The organism is Pseudomonas sp. GG8, from assembly GCF_052976945.1.
On record NZ_JBRIIP010000001.1, the window covers coordinates 2,092,548 to 2,111,359 of the forward strand.

Below are 18,812 nucleotides of genomic sequence, written 5' to 3' on the forward strand. Positions count from 1 at the left end.
CTGTTTTGTTCAATGCTGGGTGTAAACATACAGTTCCTAAATGCACGGATTCTGCTGAAGAGCGTCTTTAAATGGGCGTGAGGAGTGATGCTCGATGAATGTGACCGCTGATCAGCCCTACGGCCCGGATTCTTTGGCCAGTGACGTTCCACACCCGACCCGACCTCTGTCTTTGACCCAGGCCCTGCAATTACCGCGGATCGTGATCGAAAACACGATGCCAGTGATTGAGGGCGGGTTATTTGCGGTAAAGGCAATCATCGGGCAACCGGTGAGTGTGACCAGCAAAGTATTCGCCGATGGGCACGACAAGCTGTCGGTGTTGATTCGTTGGCGTGCAGCCGATGAAGAGCATTGGCACAGTACTCACATGCAAGAGCTGGTCAATGACAGCTGGGAAGGCGAATTCACCCCGACGTCAGTCGCCCTTTACGTCTTCAGGCTCGAGGCCTGGATCGATCAGTTCGCCAGCTATCGCTATGAGTTGCGAAAAAAGCATGGCGCTGGGGTGCCGATCCATCTGGAGTTGGAGGAGGGTCGCGTTCATTTAGTCCAGGCCGCTGAACGCAGCCAGGCCGAACTGCGACAGCAAATCAGTGCAGTGATCGAGCGGTTTGGGCAGAGCGAGCCCGCGGCCCAGGTCGCGTTGCTGCTGCACAGTGAAACGGCGGCGCTGATGGCCCAGGCCGAGAATCATGCCTACCTGAGCCGTAGCGTCGAATTCCCGCTGGATGTGGAGCGTGAACGGGCGCAGTTCGCCAGTTGGTATGAGTTGTTTCCGCGTTCGGTGACTGAAGATCCGACGCGCCACGGCACCTTCAATGACGTGCTGTTTCGTCTACCGATGATTCGAGACATGGGTTTCGATGTGCTGTATTTTCCGCCGATCCATCCTATCGGCCGCGCCCATCGCAAGGGGCCGAATAACTCGCTGCAAGCGGGGCCTGATGACCCGGGTAGCCCTTACGCCATCGGCAGCGCCGACGGTGGGCATGACGCGATTCACTCGGAACTGGGTAGCCGCGAGGACTTTCGCAATCTGGTGAAGACCGCTGCTGAGTATGGGCTTGAGGTTGCTCTGGATTTTGCCATCCAGTGCTCGCAGGATCATCCGTGGCTCAAGGAGCATCCGGGCTGGTTCTCCTGGCGCCCGGACGGCAGCATCCGTTACGCGGAAAACCCGCCGAAGAAATACCAGGACATCGTCAACGTCGACTTCTATGCCCCCGACGCGATCCCCAGTTTGTGGCTGGAGTTGCGTGACATCGTCCTGGGCTGGGTCGAGGAGGGCGTAAAAATCTTCCGCGTCGATAATCCGCACACCAAACCGCTGCCTTTCTGGCAGTGGATGATTGCGGATATTCGCAGCCAGTACCCTGAGGTGATGTTCCTCGCAGAAGCGTTCACCAAGCCAGCGATGATGGCGCGGCTGGGCAAGGTCGGGTATTCCCAGAGCTATACGTATTTCACCTGGCGCAACACCAAGTCCGAGTTGGCGGAGTATTTCACCCAGCTGAATCAGTTGCCGTGGCGAGATTGCTACCGGCCGAACTTCTTCGTGAACACGCCCGATATCAACCCGTTCTTCCTGCATGAGTCCGGCCGCGCAGGCTTCTTGATTCGTGCGGTGCTGGCAGCCATGGGCTCGGGCCTGTGGGGCATGTATTCCGGGTTTGAGTTATGCGAGGCAGCGCCGGTGCCTGGCAAGGAAGAGTACTTGGACTCGGAGAAATATCAGCTGCGGCCACGGGATTACAACGCGCCGGGCAACATCATTGCCGAAATTGCTCAACTCAATCGTATTCGTCGACAGAACCCTGCGCTGCAAACGCACTTGGGCCTGAAAATCTACAACGCCTGGAATGACAATATTTTGTATTTCGGCAAACGCAGCGCCGATGGCAGCAACTTTGTTCTGGTGGCTGTCAGCCTCGACCCGGTCAACGCCCAGGAAGCGCATTTTGAATTGCCGTTGTGGGAAATGGGTCTGCCTGACGACGTGGCAACTGCGGGTGAAGACCTGATGACGGGCCATCGCTGGACCTGGTATGGCAAAACGCAGTGGATGCGTATCGAGCCTTGGCATCAACCTTTCGGCATCTGGCGTATTCAGACCACGGATTAAAAGGAATCAACGATGGCAAAGAAACCCAGGCATGCAGCCTTCATCAATGACCCGCTGTGGTACAAGGACGCGGTCATTTATCAGGTTCATGTAAAGTCATTTTTTGATTCAAATAACGATGGGATCGGCGATTTCCCCGGCCTGATCGCCAAACTCGACTACATCGCCGAGCTTGGGGTCAATACTGTCTGGCTGCTGCCATTCTACCCCTCGCCACGCCGTGATGATGGCTATGACATTGCCGATTATCGAGGCGTACATGCCGATTACGGCACAATGTCCGATGCCAAGAAGTTTATCGCTGAGGCCCATGACCGTGGTCTGCGGGTGATCACTGAATTGGTCATTAATCACACCTCGGACCAGCACCCATGGTTCCAGAAAGCCCGTGCGGCCAAGCGTGGCTCCAAGGCACGGGATTTTTACGTGTGGTCGGACAGTGATCAGAAGTACGACGGCACCCGAATCATTTTTCTCGACACCGAAAAGTCCAACTGGACCTGGGACCCGGTTGCCGGCCAATACTTCTGGCACCGTTTTTATGCCCACCAGCCAGACCTCAACTTCGACAATCCGCATGTGATGGATGCGGTACTGCAAGTGATGCGCTACTGGCTGGACATGGGCATCGACGGCCTGCGTCTGGATGCGATCCCGTATCTGATCGAGCGAGACGGGACTAATAACGAAAACCTGCCCGAGACCCATAAGCTACTCAAGCGGATCCGTGCTGAAATCGACGCCAACTACCCTGACCGCATGCTGCTGGCCGAAGCCAATCAATGGCCGGAAGACACGCAGCTGTACTTCGGTGATACAAAAGGCAATGACGGCGATGAGTGCCACATGGCATTCCACTTCCCGCTGATGCCGCGTATGTACATGGCCGTGGCACAGGAAGACCGCTTTCCGATTACCGACATTCTGCGCCAGACGCCCGAAATTCCTGCGAACTGTCAGTGGGCAATTTTCCTGCGCAATCACGATGAGCTGACCCTGGAAATGGTCACTGATCGCGAGCGTGATTACTTGTGGAATTACTACGCCGCCGACCGCCGGGCCCGGATCAATCTGGGCATCCGTCGGCGTCTGGCGCCGTTGGTACAGCGTGATCGACGTCGCGTCGAGTTACTCAACAGCATGTTGCTGTCGATGCCCGGCACGCCGACGTTGTATTACGGTGACGAAATCGGCATGGGCGATAACATTTATCTGGGCGACCGCGATGGCGTGCGCACGCCGATGCAATGGTCCATTGACCGCAACGGCGGCTTTTCCCGTGCTGACCCGGCAAGCCTGGTGCTGCCGCCGATCATGGACCCGCTGTACGGGTATCAATCGGTCAATGTCGAGACCCAGAACAACGACCCGCATTCGCTGCTGAATTGGAATCGACGGATGTTGACGGTGCGTAAGCAGCAGAAAGCATTCGGCCGGGGCACCTTGAAAATGCTGTCGCCCACCAATCGGCGAATTCTGGCCTACACCCGTGAGTACACAGGGCCGGACGGCAAGACCGAAATCATTCTGTGTGTGGCTAACGTCTCCAGCGCGGCTCAGGCGGCGGAACTTGAGCTGTCGCCGTTTGCTGGCATGGTTCCGGTTGAGATGCTCGGTGGCAGCGCATTCCCACCTGTCGGCCAGCTTCCGTACCTGCTGACGTTGCCACCCTATGGCTTTTATTGGTTCCTGCTGGCGGCGGAAAACCAAATGCCGAGCTGGCATGTTGAACCAGTGAAAAGCATGCCGGACTTCCCGACCCTGGTGTTGAAAAAACGCCTCGAAGAACTACTGGACGAGCCGTTGCGCAGCACCATGGAGAAGACGTCGTTGACGCTTTATCTGCCTAAGCGCCGTTGGTTTGCGGGTAAGGACAAAGCCATCGATCAGGTGAGCATTATTTACGCAGTGCGCTTTGGCGACGCACAGCATCCGGTGTTATTGAGTGAAATTGAAGTCACTGCGGGCGATCATCAAGGTCGCTACCAACTGCCTTTCGGTCTATTGGCCGAAGATGACATCAGCAGCGCATTGCCTCAGCAGTTAGCGCTGGCTCGCGTACGGCGCGGCCGTCAAGTCGGCCTGATTACGGACGCTTTTACGCTGGAGACGTTCATTCGCGCGGTCATCCAGGGCATGCAGGCCAGGACGGTTCTGCCGTGCAGCGAAGGCGAGTTGCGCTTTGAGCACACCACAGCAATGGACAGCTTGGGGTTGCACAACGAATCCGAAGTACGTTACCTCTCGGCTGAGCAGTCGAATAGCTCCGTGGTGGTCGGTGGCAGCCTTGTCCTGAAAATGATCCGTCGTGTCAGTGCGGGCACTCACCCGGAACTGGAAATGGGCGCGTACCTGACTGCAGCCGGCTTTGGGTATATATCACCGCTGCTGGGTTCGGTCGTGCGTATCGATAAACAAGGGCAAAGCAATTTACTGATGATTGCTCAGGGTTATCTGAGCAATCAGGGTGATGCCTGGGAGTGGACCCAGAACAACCTTGAGCGGGCGGTGCGTGATGAGTTGTCCTACGGCCGTTCTGAGCAGGAACAGCATTACAACGCCTTGTTGGAACTCTCGGATTTCGCTGCCTTGTTGGGGCAACGTCTTGGCGAGATGCACCAAATACTGGCAGCGCCGACCGATAATCCGGATTTCGCCGCCGAACCCACCGGTGTCAAAGACAGTCAGCAATTGGGTAGCAGCGTGGTGGCTCAACTGGAGCGTGCCTTGCAGTTGCTCGAACAACACGCAGTCAGTCTTGAACCGGTCGACCAAGCCCTGGTCACTGAGCTGCTGAGCAAGCGCAAGCAGGTGATGGCTTACATTCAGACGCTGGCAAAACGTTCTGTGGGCGGCCTGCGTCTGCGCGTGCACGGTGATTTACACTTGGGGCAGGTACTGGTGGTAAAAGGTGATGCCTATTTGATTGACTTTGAGGGCGAACCCGCGCGTTCATTGACTGAGCGCCGAGCCAAATACAGTCCGTTCAAGGATGTCAGTGGTGTGTTGCGGTCATTCGATTACGCGGCGGCCATGGCGGTGCGCAATGCGCGAAGCGTGGACACCTCGGCTGAAGCCGCGACCGCTCGAGAACGCGTGGCGCAAACCTATTTGACCCAGGCTCGTCAGGCCTTTCTCGACGGTTATCGCCGGGCGACCACTGACCTGGCCCACGGCTGGAAAGATGCGAAGGGCGAAAGCGCCACGCTGGAATTATTTACCCTGGAAAAAACTGCCTATGAAGTTGTCTACGAAGCCGAGCACCGCCCCAGCTGGTTGGCCGTACCTTTGCAAGGCTTACGTGGGCTGCTGACCTTGTCTGATGGAGAATTATAATGAATGCACCTAAGGAAAACGGCAGGGGCATATCGGGATTGCTGCCCGGGGCCGCCGATATGGATGCGTTGATCCGCGCCGAACATCATGACCCATTCTCCATGCTTGGCCCCCGTGACGATGGTGCGGGCGGGCAGTTTATCCGTGCGTACCTGCCCGACGCGTTAAGTGTGAAAGTGCTGTCGCGTGAGGGTGAGCAGGAGCTGGGGACCCTTGAAATGAGCGAGGTGCCGGGTTTTTTCGCTGGACACTTTCCTCGCGCGCAGCCTTACTTATTGAAAATTAACTGGGCTGGCGGTGAGCAAATCACCGAAGACCCTTACAGCTTCGGCCCTTTGTTGGGCGAGATGGACCTGTATTTGTTCGCCGAAGGCAATCACCGGGACCTGAGCAGTTGCTTGGGAGCGCAGGTCAAGAATGTCGACGGCATCGACGGTGTGCGCTTTTCTGTATGGGCACCCAATGCGCGGCGCGTGTCGGTGGTCGGCGGTTTCAATAATTGGGACGGTCGTCGTCATCCAATGCGCTTGCGTCACCCCGCAGGGGTTTGGGAAATATTCATTCCCCGGCTCAAGCCCGGCGAAGCGTACAAATATGAAATTCTGGGCGCCAATGGAATTCTGCCACTCAAGGCCGACCCTATGGCTTTGGCCACCCAATTGCCGCCAGACACGGCGTCGGTGGTGGCAGCACCGTTGCAATTCGACTGGCAAGACAATGGCTGGATGCAATCGCGGGGCGAGCGTCACGTGGCGAGCGCGCCATTGTCGATCTATGAGTTGCATGCGGGGTCCTGGCAGCTCGATCACAGCGATGAATTTGTTGTTCGTCAATACAACTGGCACGAACTGGGCGAGCGCCTTATTCCCTATATCAAGGAACTGGGCTTTACCCATATCGAACTGATGCCAATCATGGAGCATCCGTTTGGCGGCTCATGGGGTTATCAACCGCTTTCGCAGTTTGCCCCGACGGCTCGTTTCGGCTCGCCAGATGACTTTGCTGCTTTCGTCAACGCTTGCCACCAGGCCGATATCGGCGTGATTCTCGATTGGGTGCCCGCGCATTTCCCCACCGATGCTCACGGTTTGGCGCAATTCGATGGCACTGCGCTTTATGAGTACGGCAATCCGCAGGAAGGTTTCCACCAAGATTGGGACACGCTGATTTACAACCTGGGCCGCACAGAAGTGCATGGTTTTATGCTCGCGTCGGCATTGCATTGGCTCAAGCATTTCCATGTTGATGGCCTGCGTGTGGATGCGGTGGCCTCAATGCTTTACCGCGACTATTCACGCAAAGCGGGGGAATGGGTGCCCAATCGCCATGGCGGTCGAGAAAATCTCGAAGCCATTGATTTCTTGCGCCATCTCAACGACGTGGTAGTACTGGAGGTGCCCGGCGCGATGGTCATCGCCGAAGAATCCACTGCCTGGCCTGGCGTCAGCCAGAGCACGCAGCAAGGCGGTTTGGGCTTTTCCTATAAATGGAACATGGGCTGGATGCACGACACCCTGCATTACATGCAGCAGGACCCTATCCACCGCGCCCATCACCATGGGGAGCTGAGTTTCGGCCTGATCTATGCCTGGTCCGAGAAGTTCATCCTGCCGATTTCCCACGATGAAGTGGTGCACGGCAAGCATTCGCTCATTGATAAAATGCCTGGTGACCGTTGGCAGAAGTTCGCCAATTTGCGTGCTTATCTGGCGTTCATGTGGACGCATCCAGGCAAAAAGCTGTTGTTCATGGGCTGTGAGTTTGGCCAATGGCGCGAGTGGAACCACGACGAGCAACTGGATTGGTATTTGTTGCAGTACGCTGAACACATCGGCGTGAAGAAACTGGTGAGCGATCTCAACCGAATTTATCGTGAAGTACCGGCACTTCACGAACAGGATTGCGTGCCTCAGGGGTTTCAATGGGTCATCGGTGATGACGCGGCCAATAGCGTTTTTGCCTGGTTGCGCTGGAGCAAGGAGGGCGATCCGGTGTTGGTCGTCGCTAACCTGACGCCTGTGCCCCGTGAGAGGTATCGCATCGGTGTTCCGTTCGCCGGGTTGTGGACCGAGCTGCTAAACAGCGATGCGAGCACCTATGCGGGTTCTAACGTCGGCAATGGTGGCGGCGTGCAGACCGACGACAGTAAAAGCCATGGAATGCCGGCGTCATTGGCGCTGAACCTGCCGCCTTTGGGTGTGTTGATCCTGCGGCCAAAGCTGGATTGATGTTGCCGGGTGCTGCGGCTTGACGCGCCGCAGCGCTCATCCTCACTCTCCGTTCTCCACCATGCCATTGCGGCGAGACAGCAGTAGGGTCAGTGACAGGCCTGCCAACGACAGCACTGCTGCAACGAAGAAAATCCACGCATAACCCAGTCCCAGGGCAACGCCGCCCATGACCGGCCCGGCAATGGCCAGCGCCAGGTCGAAGAACACTGCATATGCACTCAAACCCGCGCCCCGACTGGCGGTCGGTACCTGTTTGATTGCCTCGACACCCAGCGCCGGGTAGACCAGCGACAGGCCGAAACCAGTCAGCCCTGCACCGATCAGAGCGACTGCGGTCGTGGGTGAGATCCACAGCAATGTCAGGCCGAGGGTTTCGATGGACATACAGGCCATGGCGGCATTGAAACCGCCAAATCGGTTGATCGCGTTGATGAAAACCAGTCGCGAGAGGATAAAACAAACGCCGAAGACCGTCAGACAATACGCCGCGCCGTGCCAGCCTCGGCTTAGGTAGAACAGCGTGATAAACGTGGTTAGGGTGCCGTAGCCAATGGAGGCCAGGGTCAGGCTCAGGCCGAATGGAGCCACCCGGCCAAACACCGACCAGAAGGGTAGGCGTTCACCATGGATCACGGGTACTGACGGTTTGTTGCGAATCAACACCAAGGCCAGCAACGAGACAATAGACAAGGCAACTCCCAGGCTGGCAAAGCCCAGGCTGTCGACCATCACCACACCGACCGGCGCGCCGATGGCGATAGCGCCGTACGACGCAATACCGTTCCAGGAAATCGCCCGCGCAGTGTGCCCCATACCGACTTGGCCGATGCACCAACTGATTGTGCCCACGCCGATCAGTCCTTGTGCCACGCCAAGAAACACACGGCCGATGATCAGTATCGTCAGGCTCACTATGGGCATGCTGTCGAGCAGTGTCGCTAGCAAGGTCAGCAGACCACTGACGGCAATGCCCGACAGACCATACACAATCGCGCGTTTGGTGCCGATGCTGTCTGCAACACGCCCAGCCAAGGGCCGACTGAGCAGCGTTGCCAGGTACTGTGAGCCGATGGTCCCCCCGGCGATGACCGTGCTGAAACCCAATTGATCGTGGACGTAACCTGGTATCACTGCGATTGGCAGGCCGATGCATAGGAAGGCAATGAAGGTATAGAACACGATGGAGACGATCTGCAGAGTGATCGACATGGAGCTGGATGATTGAGTCTGGAGGTGCGGAGGTTGTACGGCAGACATGGGGCTCGTTCGCTGGTAGGCGGGTGGAGAACGCCATCATCGCCTGAGCAGGGGATAAAAGGAAGCAGGCTAACGATTGTCTGATGCTCATGCTCACCAGAACGAAAAAGCCCCGTCACAGGGACAGGGCTTCTCTCACAGCGTTGACGCTAAATCAGAACACGACGCCTTGACTACGCAGGTAGTCATCGTAGGTGCCGCTGAAGTCGACAACACCGCTTGGGCTCAGCTCGATGATGCGAGTGGCTAGCGACGATACGAATTCACGGTCATGGCTGACGAAGATCAGCGTGCCAGGGTAGTTTTCCAGGGCCAGGTTCAGCGCCTCGATGGATTCCATGTCCAAGTGGTTGGTCGGTTCGTCCATGATCAGTACGTTCGGCTTTTGCAGGATCAGCTTGCCGAACAACATACGACCTTGTTCACCACCGGAAATCACTTTCACCGACTTGAGGATATCGTCGGCGGAGAACAGCATGCGGCCCAGTGTGCCGCGAACTACTTGCTCGCCACCTTGGGTCCAGCGGCCCATCCATTCAAACAGATTGGCCTCATCTTCGAAGTCAGACGCGTGATCCTGAGCGTAGTAGCCCAGCTCGGCAGCGTCGGTCCACTTGACCGTACCGGCATCGGGCGACAGCTCATTGACCAGCGTGCGCAGCAGGGTGGTTTTACCGATACCGTTCGGGCCGATGATTGCTACGCGCTCGCCGGCTTCAACGGTGAAGCTGAAGTCCTTGAACAGAGGCTTGCCATCGAAACCTTTAGCCATGCGCTCAACAATGACCGCCTGACGGTGCAGTTTTTTGTTCTGTTCGAAACGAATGAACGGGCTGACCCGGCTTGAAGGTTTGACCTCGGCCAGATGGATCTTGTCGATCTGCTTGGCGCGGGAGCTGGCCTGCTTGGATTTCGAGGCGTTGGCCGAGAAGCGGCTGACGAACGATTGCAGTTCGTTGATCTGCGCTTTCTTCTTGGCGTTGTCCGACAGCAATTGCTCGCGGGACTGGGTCGCCACGGTCATGTATTCGTCATAGTTACCCGGGAACAGACGCAGTTCGCCGTAATCGAGGTCGGCCATGTGCGTGCAGACACTGTTCAGGAAGTGCCTATCGTGGGAAATGATGATCATGAGGCTGTTGCGCTGGGTCAGAATGTTTTCCAGCCAGCGGATGGTGTTGATGTCCAAGTGGTTGGTCGGTTCGTCGAGCAACAGCACTTCTGGATTGGAGAACAATGCCTGCGCCAGCAATACGCGCAGTTTCCAGCCCGGCGACACTTCGCTCATCGGACCGTTGTGTTGTTCGATACCGATACCCAGGCCCAGCAGCAGCTCGCCAGCGCGGGATTCGGCGGTGTAGCCGTCCATTTCAGCGAACTCGGTTTCCAGCTCAGCCACGGCCATGCCGTCAGCTTCGGTCATTTCCGGCAGCGAGTAGATGCGGTCGCGCTCGGCCTTGACCTTCCACAGCTCTTCGTGACCCATGATCACGGTATCGATCACGGTGAATTCTTCGTAGGCGAACTGGTCTTGGCGCAACTTGCCCAGACGTACGTTCGGCTCCAGCATCACCTGCCCACCCGAAGGCTCCAGATCATCGCCGAGGATCTTCATAAAGGTAGACTTGCCGCAACCGTTGGCACCGATAAGGCCATAACGGTTACCGCCGCTAAACTTGACCGAGACATTCTCGAACAAGGGTTTTGCGCCGAATTGCATGGTGATGTTAGCTGTGGAGATCAATTACCTTACCTTTCAATAGCTTAGGATTGACTGGTTTGCGCTGATACCAATTTGATACCAATGTTGAGCTTTTCGAGCTCACTCCAGTCAGAGCTTGAGTTGATCCAGCGCGCATAGGTTGACAGCAACATTTGGACGCTGTGGCCAAGCTGCTGAGAGATGAATGCGGGATTCATGCCGGACATTGAGCATATTGTCGCATATGTGTGACGGCAGTTGTACGGAGGCCGGTAGCGGATTTTCAGCTCAGCCAACGTTGGCCTCCATTGTTTGTGGACGTCAGAGGTCTGTTTTACGTACTCGCTGTTCTTCGAAGGCGGGAAGAAATACGGCGTCTCCTTGATTTCCCCCTTGCCGTTTTTTCGACGGTCGGCGTATTGCACTGACGAAATCAATGTTCTTCAGGCTACGCTAAGCAACGATCCAGATAAGGGGCTCACCTCTGTTCTCTGGGGAATTGAATTTATTGGAGAGCATGTATTTCTCATTGATTACTGCCTAGGCATTGCGGATTTTTGCACCTGTCGTAGTGGGGCTGACGAGATATTTCCACTGTAAGGTTGCAAGCGATCAGCGATCAGGCATGAGCGTACTCGCACGGGGCTCTTAACCTCTCGTTGTACCTGATGATGCCCCATAGTCTTCGTATGCGGGGGGGCTGATCGTTAGCGTATGCGGTGTGATAGCTGCAAGTGGTGGCCATGACGTCTGCCATTTGAAACATTGAATGAGGCCTAGCATGGCTTTGTGACAAACAGGCTATGGCCTCTGCGACTTAAGTCTGAAGTAGTGGAAAGTCGTCGTCAGGGTGTTTTAATCTTGCGCATCCGCTGCGCCTGATGTGACACGCCCCGACCTTTTTTTGTTAATCGGGCTGGTAACTTGAGTGCACGCAGGACAGCGTATTCCCTGGATCTGTGACCACACCTGTGAAACCTATCATTATTGCTGTTTATGTTTTTTCGATTGCCTATGTACACTTGCGCGGCAACGTTCGGCACAAGCTGGGCCGTCAACTGAGCGACCATTCCAGCTTCCTGGCGCCGGTGAACTGCTTCCTTTACTTGTTTTCCAAGGTGCCCAGCAAACCCTACCTGCAAACGAGCGATTTCCCGGAGTTGCAGCCATTGCAGGACCATTGGGAAGAGATCAGAGAGGAAGCGCTTAACCTGTTGCGCGCTGGAGAAATCAAACGCTCCGAACAACCCAACGATGTGGGTTTCAACTCATTTTTTAAAACAGGCTGGAAGCGTTTTTACCTTAAGTGGTACGGCGATAATCATCCGTCGGCTATCGAATTGTGCCCTCGCACCATTGAGTTGCTCAACCGCATCGGCACGGTCAAGGCCGCGATGTTTGCAGAGCTTCCGCCCGGCTCGAAGCTGGTTCGCCATCGTGATCCCTATGCAGGCTCGGTGCGCTACCACTTGGGGCTGCAAACACCTAATGACCCCAAGTGCTACATCAGTGTTGATGGCCAGAACTATCATTGGTGTGACGGCGAGGGCGTAATGTTTGATGAAACCTTTATTCATTACGCCGAAAACGCCACTCAGCAAAACCGTATCATTCTGTTCTGTGATGTGGAACGGCCCATGAAGTATCGCTGGGCTGCAGCTTTTAACCGGTGGTTCAGCCGTACGGTTTTGGCTGCTGCCAGTTCGCCCAACGGCGCAGACGATAGAGTGGGTGGGCTGAACCGTGCATTTACCAAAATTTACAGCCTTCGTCAGCGTGGTAAAGCACTTAAAAGGCGCAATCGTACGCGCTACTACTTGGAAAAATGGGCGATCTTTGGTGGGTTGCTGACCTTGTTTTTATTGATTTAAGTCTTTGGCGGTAGACGTGGACCTTGAGCGCGGTGATTGATGCCGTGCTCAATCCCAATACCTTGGGCGCTTGTAGTGGTCAACTAATCCCGGACACGACGTTAAGTTTTTCTTCGGCCCGAGCTGGACCGCCACTGTAATATAGCTGCTGCCATCTGCCGATGGCGACAGCTTCTCACGCCACATGGGCTGAAGAACCGATAGCTTGAACTGCTTTGAATATTTGCCCATGAAAAAACACCCCAGAGATTGGATGGATGTCCAACTTTTGGGGCGCAGTTCATCTTGAGAGAACGAAGGCGTCAGCTCTGGCGCAGCCCTTCTCAATCCCGATAAAATACTTGGACCAAGTGATAACCAAACTTACTCTTGACCGGCCCATGCACGACGCGCAGCGGCTTTTTGAAGATGATCTGATCGATGATGCCGACCATTTGTCCTGGGCGAACTTCACCCAGGTCTCCGCCGCGCTTGCCAGAAGGGCAGGTTGAGTATTTTTTGGCCAACACGTCGAACGCTTCGCCTTTGGCAATACGCTGCTTGAGTTGTTCGGCATCTTCGGCGGTTTTCACCAGAATATGGCGGGCGAGAGCTTTCATGTCGCGGGGCAGTCCTGGAAAAATCGGTGGCTATTATGCCTGTCCTTGGCGCCAATTGATCATTTCCTCAGACTTGTCCGTCAGAACACTCATATCGATTTGCGCCGGAAGCGTTATCAATTCAAGCTAGGGGCCATCAGACAGGTACCCAAGCTGCCTTAACTCCTGGCAAGCGTTCATTTACCCTATTTCGTGCGGATGCTGCTCATGGATTTCCCGGCGCTGTTGAAAATTCTGGCCAGCCAGGACGGATCGGACCTCTACCTGTCGACCGGCGCACCTCCCTGCGCCAAATTCAATGGCGTGCTCAGGCCCCTGAGCACCGAAGCCCTGAAGGGCGGAGAGGTAGCGACAGTCGCCGCCAGCATCATGGACTCGGAGCAAAAGCTTGAGTTCGAGCGTGAGCTGGAAATGAACCTGGCGGTGTCGCTGGCCGGCATCGGTCGTTTTCGGATCAACATTTTCAAGCAACGCAACGAAGTCTCGATCGTGGCGCGCAACATCAAGCTGGACATTCCTCGCTTCGAAGACTTGCACCTGCCGCCGATCCTCCTCGATGTCGTGATGGAAAAACACGGCCTGGTCCTGTTCGTCGGTGCCACGGGTTCGGGTAAGTCCACGTCGTTGGCGGCCTTGATCGACTACCGTAATCGCAATAGCAGCGGCCATATCATCACCATCGAAGACCCGGTGGAATATATCCATCGGCACAAAAAATCGATCATCAATCAACGCGAAGTGGGTGTGGACACCCGGAGCTTTCACGCCGCCTTGAAGAACACTTTGCGCCAAGCGCCGGATGTGATTCTGATCGGTGAAATTCGTGACCGGGAGACCATGGAGCATGCCCTGGCCTTTGCCGATACCGGTCACTTGGCGATTTCGACTTTGCACGCCAACAACGCCAACCAGGCGCTGGACCGGATCATCAACTTCTTCCCGGAAGAGCGGCGCCAGCAGCTGTTGCATGATTTGGGTAACAACCTCAAAGCATTCGTTTCTCAGCGGCTGGTCAAGACCCTGGATGGCAAACGACGGGCCGCTGTCGAAGTGATGCTGGGCACGCCGACCATTCGCGACCTCATTCAACGCAATGAGCTGGGCGAGCTCAAAGGCATCATGGAGAAGTCGGTCAACCTCGGCATGCAAACGTTCGACAGCGCGTTGTTCGATCTGGTGATCGAGGGCGTCATCAGTGAAGAGGAAGCCCTGACGAATGCCGACTCCATGAATAACGTGCGTCTGCGCCTCAAACTGCACCGCGAAAATGGCCCTGCGACACAAATAACATCAGCCCCGGCGGCGCCCGAACCGGCCGCCGAAGTGGATGTTGCAAACTGGGGGCTGGTGGATGAAAGGGACGACGGTGGCCCGCGTCGCGGCTGATCGACTGGCGAGTTAGCTGTTCAGCTCGTCTCGATTCCGAAACTGCTCCAGCGCGTGTGGATTGGCCAGCGCATCGGTATTCTTCACCGGCTGGCCATGTACCACATTACGTACCGCCAACTCGACGATCTTGCCGCTGATGGTACGGGGGATGTCAGTGACAGCGACAATTTTGGTGGGTACATGGCGTGGGGTAGTGTTGGCGCGGATCACCTGACGGATCACCTGCTCCAGCTCTGGCGTCAAGTGCAGCCCGTCCTGCAGGCGGACGAACAGCACCACACGCACATCGTCTTTCCAGCGCTGGCCAATAGCGATGCTCTCCAGCACCTGCTCGACTTTTTCTACCTGGCGGTAAATTTCTGCGGTGCCTATGCGCACGCCGCCGGGGTTGAGCACGGCGTCCGAGCGCCCGTGAATGATCATGCTTCCGCGCTCGGTTTCTTCGGCATAGTCGCCATGCGCCCAGACGCCGGGGAACTGGGTGAAATAGGTCGCCAGGAGTTTTTCTTGCTGTGGGTCGTTCCAGAAGCCGATGGGGATCGCTGGAAAGTGCCGGGTGCAGACCAGTTCACCTTTCTCGCCGATCACTCGCTGCCCATCGTCATTCCAGACCTCTACCGCCATGCCCAGGCTTTTGCACTGCATTTCGCCACGATACACGGGCAATACCGGGTTACCGATGACGAAGCAGGACACGATGTCGGTGCCGCCGGAAATCGACGACAGGCACAGGCCTTCCTTTATTTCGCGGTAAACGTAATCGTAACTGCTCGCCGCCAACGGTGAGCCCGTGGACAGCAGGGTCTTTAGTCGCGTCAGGCGATGGGTTAAACGCGGCTGGATCGCGTGCCTTTCCAGTTCCGCGAGGTATTTGGCACTGGTGCCGAATACGCTGATGTTTTCATCGTCGATCAAGTCCATCAGCCGTTGCGGTCCAGGGTAAAACGGTGAACCGTCGTAAAGGACGACCGTCGCCCCCAACGCCAGGCCCGAGACCAGCCAGTTCCACATCATCCAGCCGCAAGTGGTGTAGTAGAACAGGCAATCGTCACGTCCCATGTCGGCGTGCAGGCCCTGTTCTTTGACGTGCTGCAACAGCACGCCGCCCGCGCTGTGGATGATGCATTTGGGCACGCCGGTGGTGCCGCTCGAATAAAGGATATACAGCGGGTGGGCAAAAGGCACCGCAACGAAGTAGGGTTCGCCTTCGACGGAGTAGAAGTCATCCCATAGCGCCACGTTGGCCGGTGTCTGGAAATCCTCCACTCGGGCTTCCGGGCGAGCGTAGGGCACGATGATCAGCTGCTGCAGAGAGGGCAGTCGTTCGAGGATTTCATTGATCTTGGCAGTCTGGTCAATGGATTTGCCAGCATAGTGATAGCCCGCACAAGTGAGCAGGACTTTCGGTTCAATCTGACCAAAGCGATCGATTACGCCCTGGGTGCCGAAGTCCGTGGATGAGCAGGACCAGATCGCCCCCAGGCTGGTGGTGGCAAGCATGGCGACCAATGTCTGCCAGGTGTTGGGCAGACAGGCCGCCACGCGGTCGCCCACGCCAACACCCACAGCCCGCAAGCTTTGTTGCAAGCCAGCGACATGCGCGGCGAGTTCGGCGTAGGTCAACTGCATCCGCTGGCCATCTTCACTCACGGAAATCACCGCCGGGTAATCATCGCGACGGCGCAGCAGGTGTTCGGCGAAATTCAGCGTTGCGCCTGGGAACCACTGGGCGCTAGGCATCTGCGCACCTTCGATAAGTACGGCGCTGGGCCGCGTGTGGAATTCGATGCCGAAGACATCGACAATCGCCTGCCAAAAGTGTTCTCGCTGGTCGATACTCCACTGATGGAGTGCCGGGTAATCACGCAACTCAAGGCCGTGGCGCTGATTGATGAAACGCCGAAAGGCGTCCATGCGCGTGGCACCAATTCGCTGCGCGCTTGGGGTCCAGAGTGCTTCAGTCATGGTCCGCTCCGTTTACTGCGCCAACCAGCCGCCATCGATGTTCCACGCAGCACCACGCACCTGGTTCCCGGCTTCACTGCAGAGGAACAGCACCAGCTCGCCCAGTTGCGGCGGCGTGACGAACTCCAGCGAAGGTTGCTTCTCCGCCAGCAAATCATGCTTGGCTTTTTCCAGGTCGCCATCAACGGCGCCGCGGGCGTCGATTTGTTGCTGCACCAACGGCGTCAGCACCCAGCCGGGGCAAATCGCGTTGCAAGTAACATTGCTGGCAGCGGTTTCCAGCCCGACCACTTTGGTCAAGCCGATCACCCCATGCTTGGCGGCGACATAGGCGGCCTTGCCGGTTGAGCCCACCAGACCATGCACTGACGCGATGTTGACGATGCGCCCCCATCCCTTGGTGCGCATTCCCGGCAGGCACAGGCGGGTGCTGTGGAATACGGATGACAGGTTGATCGCGATGATCGAGTCCCAGCGCTCCACCGGGAACTCTTCCACCGGGGCCACATACTGGATACCCGCGTTGTTGATCAGAATATCGACGCCACCGAACTCGCGCTCGGCGTAGGCGATCATGTCGGCGATCTGTGCGGGGTCGCTGACATCCGCCGGATGGTGGCCGACCTTGCCGCCAAACTGTCTGACCTCGGCCAGTACGGTAGAGGCATCGCCGAAGCCGTTGAGTATCAGGTTGGCGCCCGCTTTGGCCAGGCTCAGAGCAATGCCCAGGCCGATGCCGCTGGTGGAGCCGGTGACCAGTGCGGTTTTTCCTTGAAGACTCATGTGCAATTCCTCAAACGATGCCGGTGGCGTAGAAAGTGCCGATCACAACGAAGACCGCCAATGTTTTGATAATCGTGATGCTGAATATGTCCCGGTAGGCCTCGCGGTGAGTCAAGCCGGTAACCGCCAGCAAGGTAATCACTGCGCCGTTGTGTGGCAGGGTGTCCATGCCGCCGCTGGCCATGGAGGCCACGCGGTGCAGCACTTCCAGAGGGATGTTTGCCGCGTGGGCCGCCGCGATAAAGCTGTCGGACATGGCCGCCAGTGCGATGCTCATGCCGCCCGAGGCCGAACCGGTGATGCCTGCCAGTAGCGTCACGGTGATGGCTTCATTGACCAGCGGGTTGGGAATGCTTTTCAGCCAATCGGCGAGTACCAGGAACCCCGGCAGGGACGCAATCACCGCACCAAAGCCGTATTCCGACGCCGTGTTCATCGCCGCGAGCAGTGCGCCGCCGACTGCGCTTCTGCTGCCTTCGGCCAGCTTGCCGCGAATGGCGTTAAAGCCGAACGCCAACACCGCCAGAATGCCGATCAGCAGGGCCGCTTCAACCGCCCAGATCGCGGTCAGTTTGGCGATTTCGGTTTGCACCGGTGTCGCCATGCCTGGCAGGCTGAGGGTGTGGGTCTTGCCATACCACTGTGGAATCCAACGGGTGAATAGCAGGTTCATGATGCCCACCAGCAATAGCGGCGACAGCGCGATCCATGGGTTGGGCAGCTTGATGTTCTCGGCGGTTTCCGGCTCGTTGCGCAATTCGGTGCCGTAGCCTTCGCCAGCGCGCTGAACCTTGTTGCGTTGGCGCTGCAAATACAGCATGCCGGTGCAGAACACGAACAGCGTGCCGACCAACCCCAGCCACGGTGCAGCCCAGGCGGTGGTGTTGAAGAAGGTCGTGGGGATGATGTTCTGGATCTGCGGGGTGCCGGGCAGGGCGTCCATGGTGAAGGAAAACGCACCCAGGGCGATGGTGGCTGGAATCAAGCGTTTGGGAATATCGCTCTGGCGGAACATCTCGGCAGCAAACGGATACACCGCGAACACCACCACGAACAGGGAAACACCGCCGTAGGTGAGCAGGGCGCAGACCAGTACGATCACCAACATGGCCTGTCGTGTGCCCAGCAACCGAATGGCAGCGGCGACAATAGAGCGGGAGAATCCCGACAGCTCGATCAATTTGCCGAACACGGCACCGAGCAGAAAGACGGGGAAGTAGAGTTTGACGAAGCCGACCATTTTTTCCATGAACACCCCGCTAAACGCAGGGGCTACGGCCGAAGGATCGGTCAACAACACCGCGCCGAGGGCGGCAATGGGGGCGAAGAGGATAACGCTATAGCCACGGTATGCAGCGAGCATCAACAGCCCGAGGGCCGCTAAGGCGATGATTACACTCATTGAGTGTCTCCTGTTGTTATTGTTTTTTTTGAGCTGCGGGCAAGCCCGCGCTGGCAATAGGTGTAGCGAGTTTCGTGCCATGTTTCTAAGTGCATGAATTTATTGGATTTTTATCTAGCATGAAAATGAAGGCGATCTTTTGTATCTCAAAA

General features: G+C 56.9%; 11 protein-coding genes and 1 pseudogene. 5 read left to right on the forward strand and 7 right to left on the reverse strand.

Going from position 1 to position 18,812, the window contains the following annotated elements; translation table 11 throughout:
- The first annotated feature begins 94 nt into the window (after positions 1–94).
- Genes ACVBEG_RS10120 through glgB form a run of 3 tightly spaced genes read left to right on the forward strand, consistent with a single transcriptional unit; the run spans position 95 to position 7,689 of the window.
- On the forward strand, positions 95–2,125 hold the full coding sequence (locus ACVBEG_RS10120) for an alpha-1,4-glucan--maltose-1-phosphate maltosyltransferase (RefSeq protein ID WP_447107652.1): 2,031 nt from the start codon (positions 95–97) through the stop codon (positions 2,123–2,125).
- 12 nt (positions 2,126–2,137) lie between these two features.
- Entirely contained in the window at positions 2,138–5,461 is a 3,324-nt protein-coding gene (gene treS, locus ACVBEG_RS10125) for a maltose alpha-D-glucosyltransferase (protein ID WP_322216034.1), read from the forward strand.
- A complete protein-coding gene (glgB, locus tag ACVBEG_RS10130; RefSeq protein WP_447107653.1) occupies positions 5,461–7,689 on the forward strand; it encodes a 1,4-alpha-glucan branching protein GlgB in 2,229 nt (742 codons plus the stop codon). Before treS ends, glgB begins: the two co-directional genes overlap by 1 nt.
- Before the next feature lie 42 nt (positions 7,690–7,731).
- Here the strand turns inward: glgB and ACVBEG_RS10135 are convergent, their stop codons facing one another.
- The 3 genes and pseudogenes from ACVBEG_RS10135 to ACVBEG_RS10145 form a co-directional block, all read right to left on the reverse strand.
- Positions 7,732–8,949, reverse strand: coding sequence for an MFS transporter (locus ACVBEG_RS10135; protein ID WP_322216038.1), 1,218 nt, complete (start codon positions 8,947–8,949; stop codon positions 7,732–7,734).
- Positions 8,950–9,103: 154 nt separating this feature from the next.
- Positions 9,104–10,693 (reverse strand): ABC-F family ATPase, encoded by a 1,590-nt coding sequence (locus ACVBEG_RS10140; RefSeq protein ID WP_322179396.1) that lies wholly within the window; start codon positions 10,691–10,693, stop codon positions 9,104–9,106.
- Positions 10,694–10,713: 20 nt separating this feature from the next.
- A pseudogene (locus ACVBEG_RS10145) lies at positions 10,714–11,073 on the reverse strand (site-specific integrase); the annotation flags it as partial.
- 549 nt (positions 11,074–11,622) lie between these two features.
- On the opposite strand from ACVBEG_RS10145, the gene lpxO reads away from it, so the two are divergent.
- Positions 11,623–12,522, forward strand: a complete 900-nt coding sequence (lpxO, locus tag ACVBEG_RS10150; protein WP_322179395.1) for a lipid A hydroxylase LpxO — start codon at positions 11,623–11,625, stop codon at positions 12,520–12,522.
- 323 nt (positions 12,523–12,845) lie between these two features.
- Here lpxO and ACVBEG_RS10155 read toward each other — a convergent pair whose 3' ends face one another.
- A complete protein-coding gene (locus ACVBEG_RS10155; protein ID WP_322179394.1) occupies positions 12,846–13,121 on the reverse strand; it encodes a peptidylprolyl isomerase in 276 nt (91 codons plus the stop codon).
- Positions 13,122–13,328: 207 nt separating this feature from the next.
- On the opposite strand from ACVBEG_RS10155, the gene ACVBEG_RS10160 reads away from it, so the two are divergent.
- Positions 13,329–14,507 (forward strand): PilT/PilU family type 4a pilus ATPase, encoded by a 1,179-nt coding sequence (locus ACVBEG_RS10160; RefSeq protein ID WP_322179393.1) that lies wholly within the window; start codon positions 13,329–13,331, stop codon positions 14,505–14,507.
- Between the two features lie 12 nt (positions 14,508–14,519).
- Here ACVBEG_RS10160 and ACVBEG_RS10165 read toward each other — a convergent pair whose 3' ends face one another.
- The 3 genes from ACVBEG_RS10165 to ACVBEG_RS10175 are packed head-to-tail and all read right to left on the reverse strand — an operon-like array spanning position 14,520 to position 18,660.
- Positions 14,520–16,475: an acetoacetate--CoA ligase gene (locus ACVBEG_RS10165; protein WP_447107654.1), complete on the reverse strand. Its 1,956-nt coding sequence runs from the start codon at positions 16,473–16,475 to the stop codon at positions 14,520–14,522.
- A gap of 12 nt (positions 16,476–16,487) precedes the next feature.
- Entirely contained in the window at positions 16,488–17,258 is a 771-nt protein-coding gene (locus tag ACVBEG_RS10170; RefSeq protein ID WP_322179391.1) for a 3-hydroxybutyrate dehydrogenase, read from the reverse strand.
- A gap of 10 nt (positions 17,259–17,268) precedes the next feature.
- Entirely contained in the window at positions 17,269–18,660 is a 1,392-nt protein-coding gene (locus tag ACVBEG_RS10175) for a GntP family permease (RefSeq protein WP_447107655.1), read from the reverse strand.
- Positions 18,661–18,812: the final 152 nt, after the last annotated feature.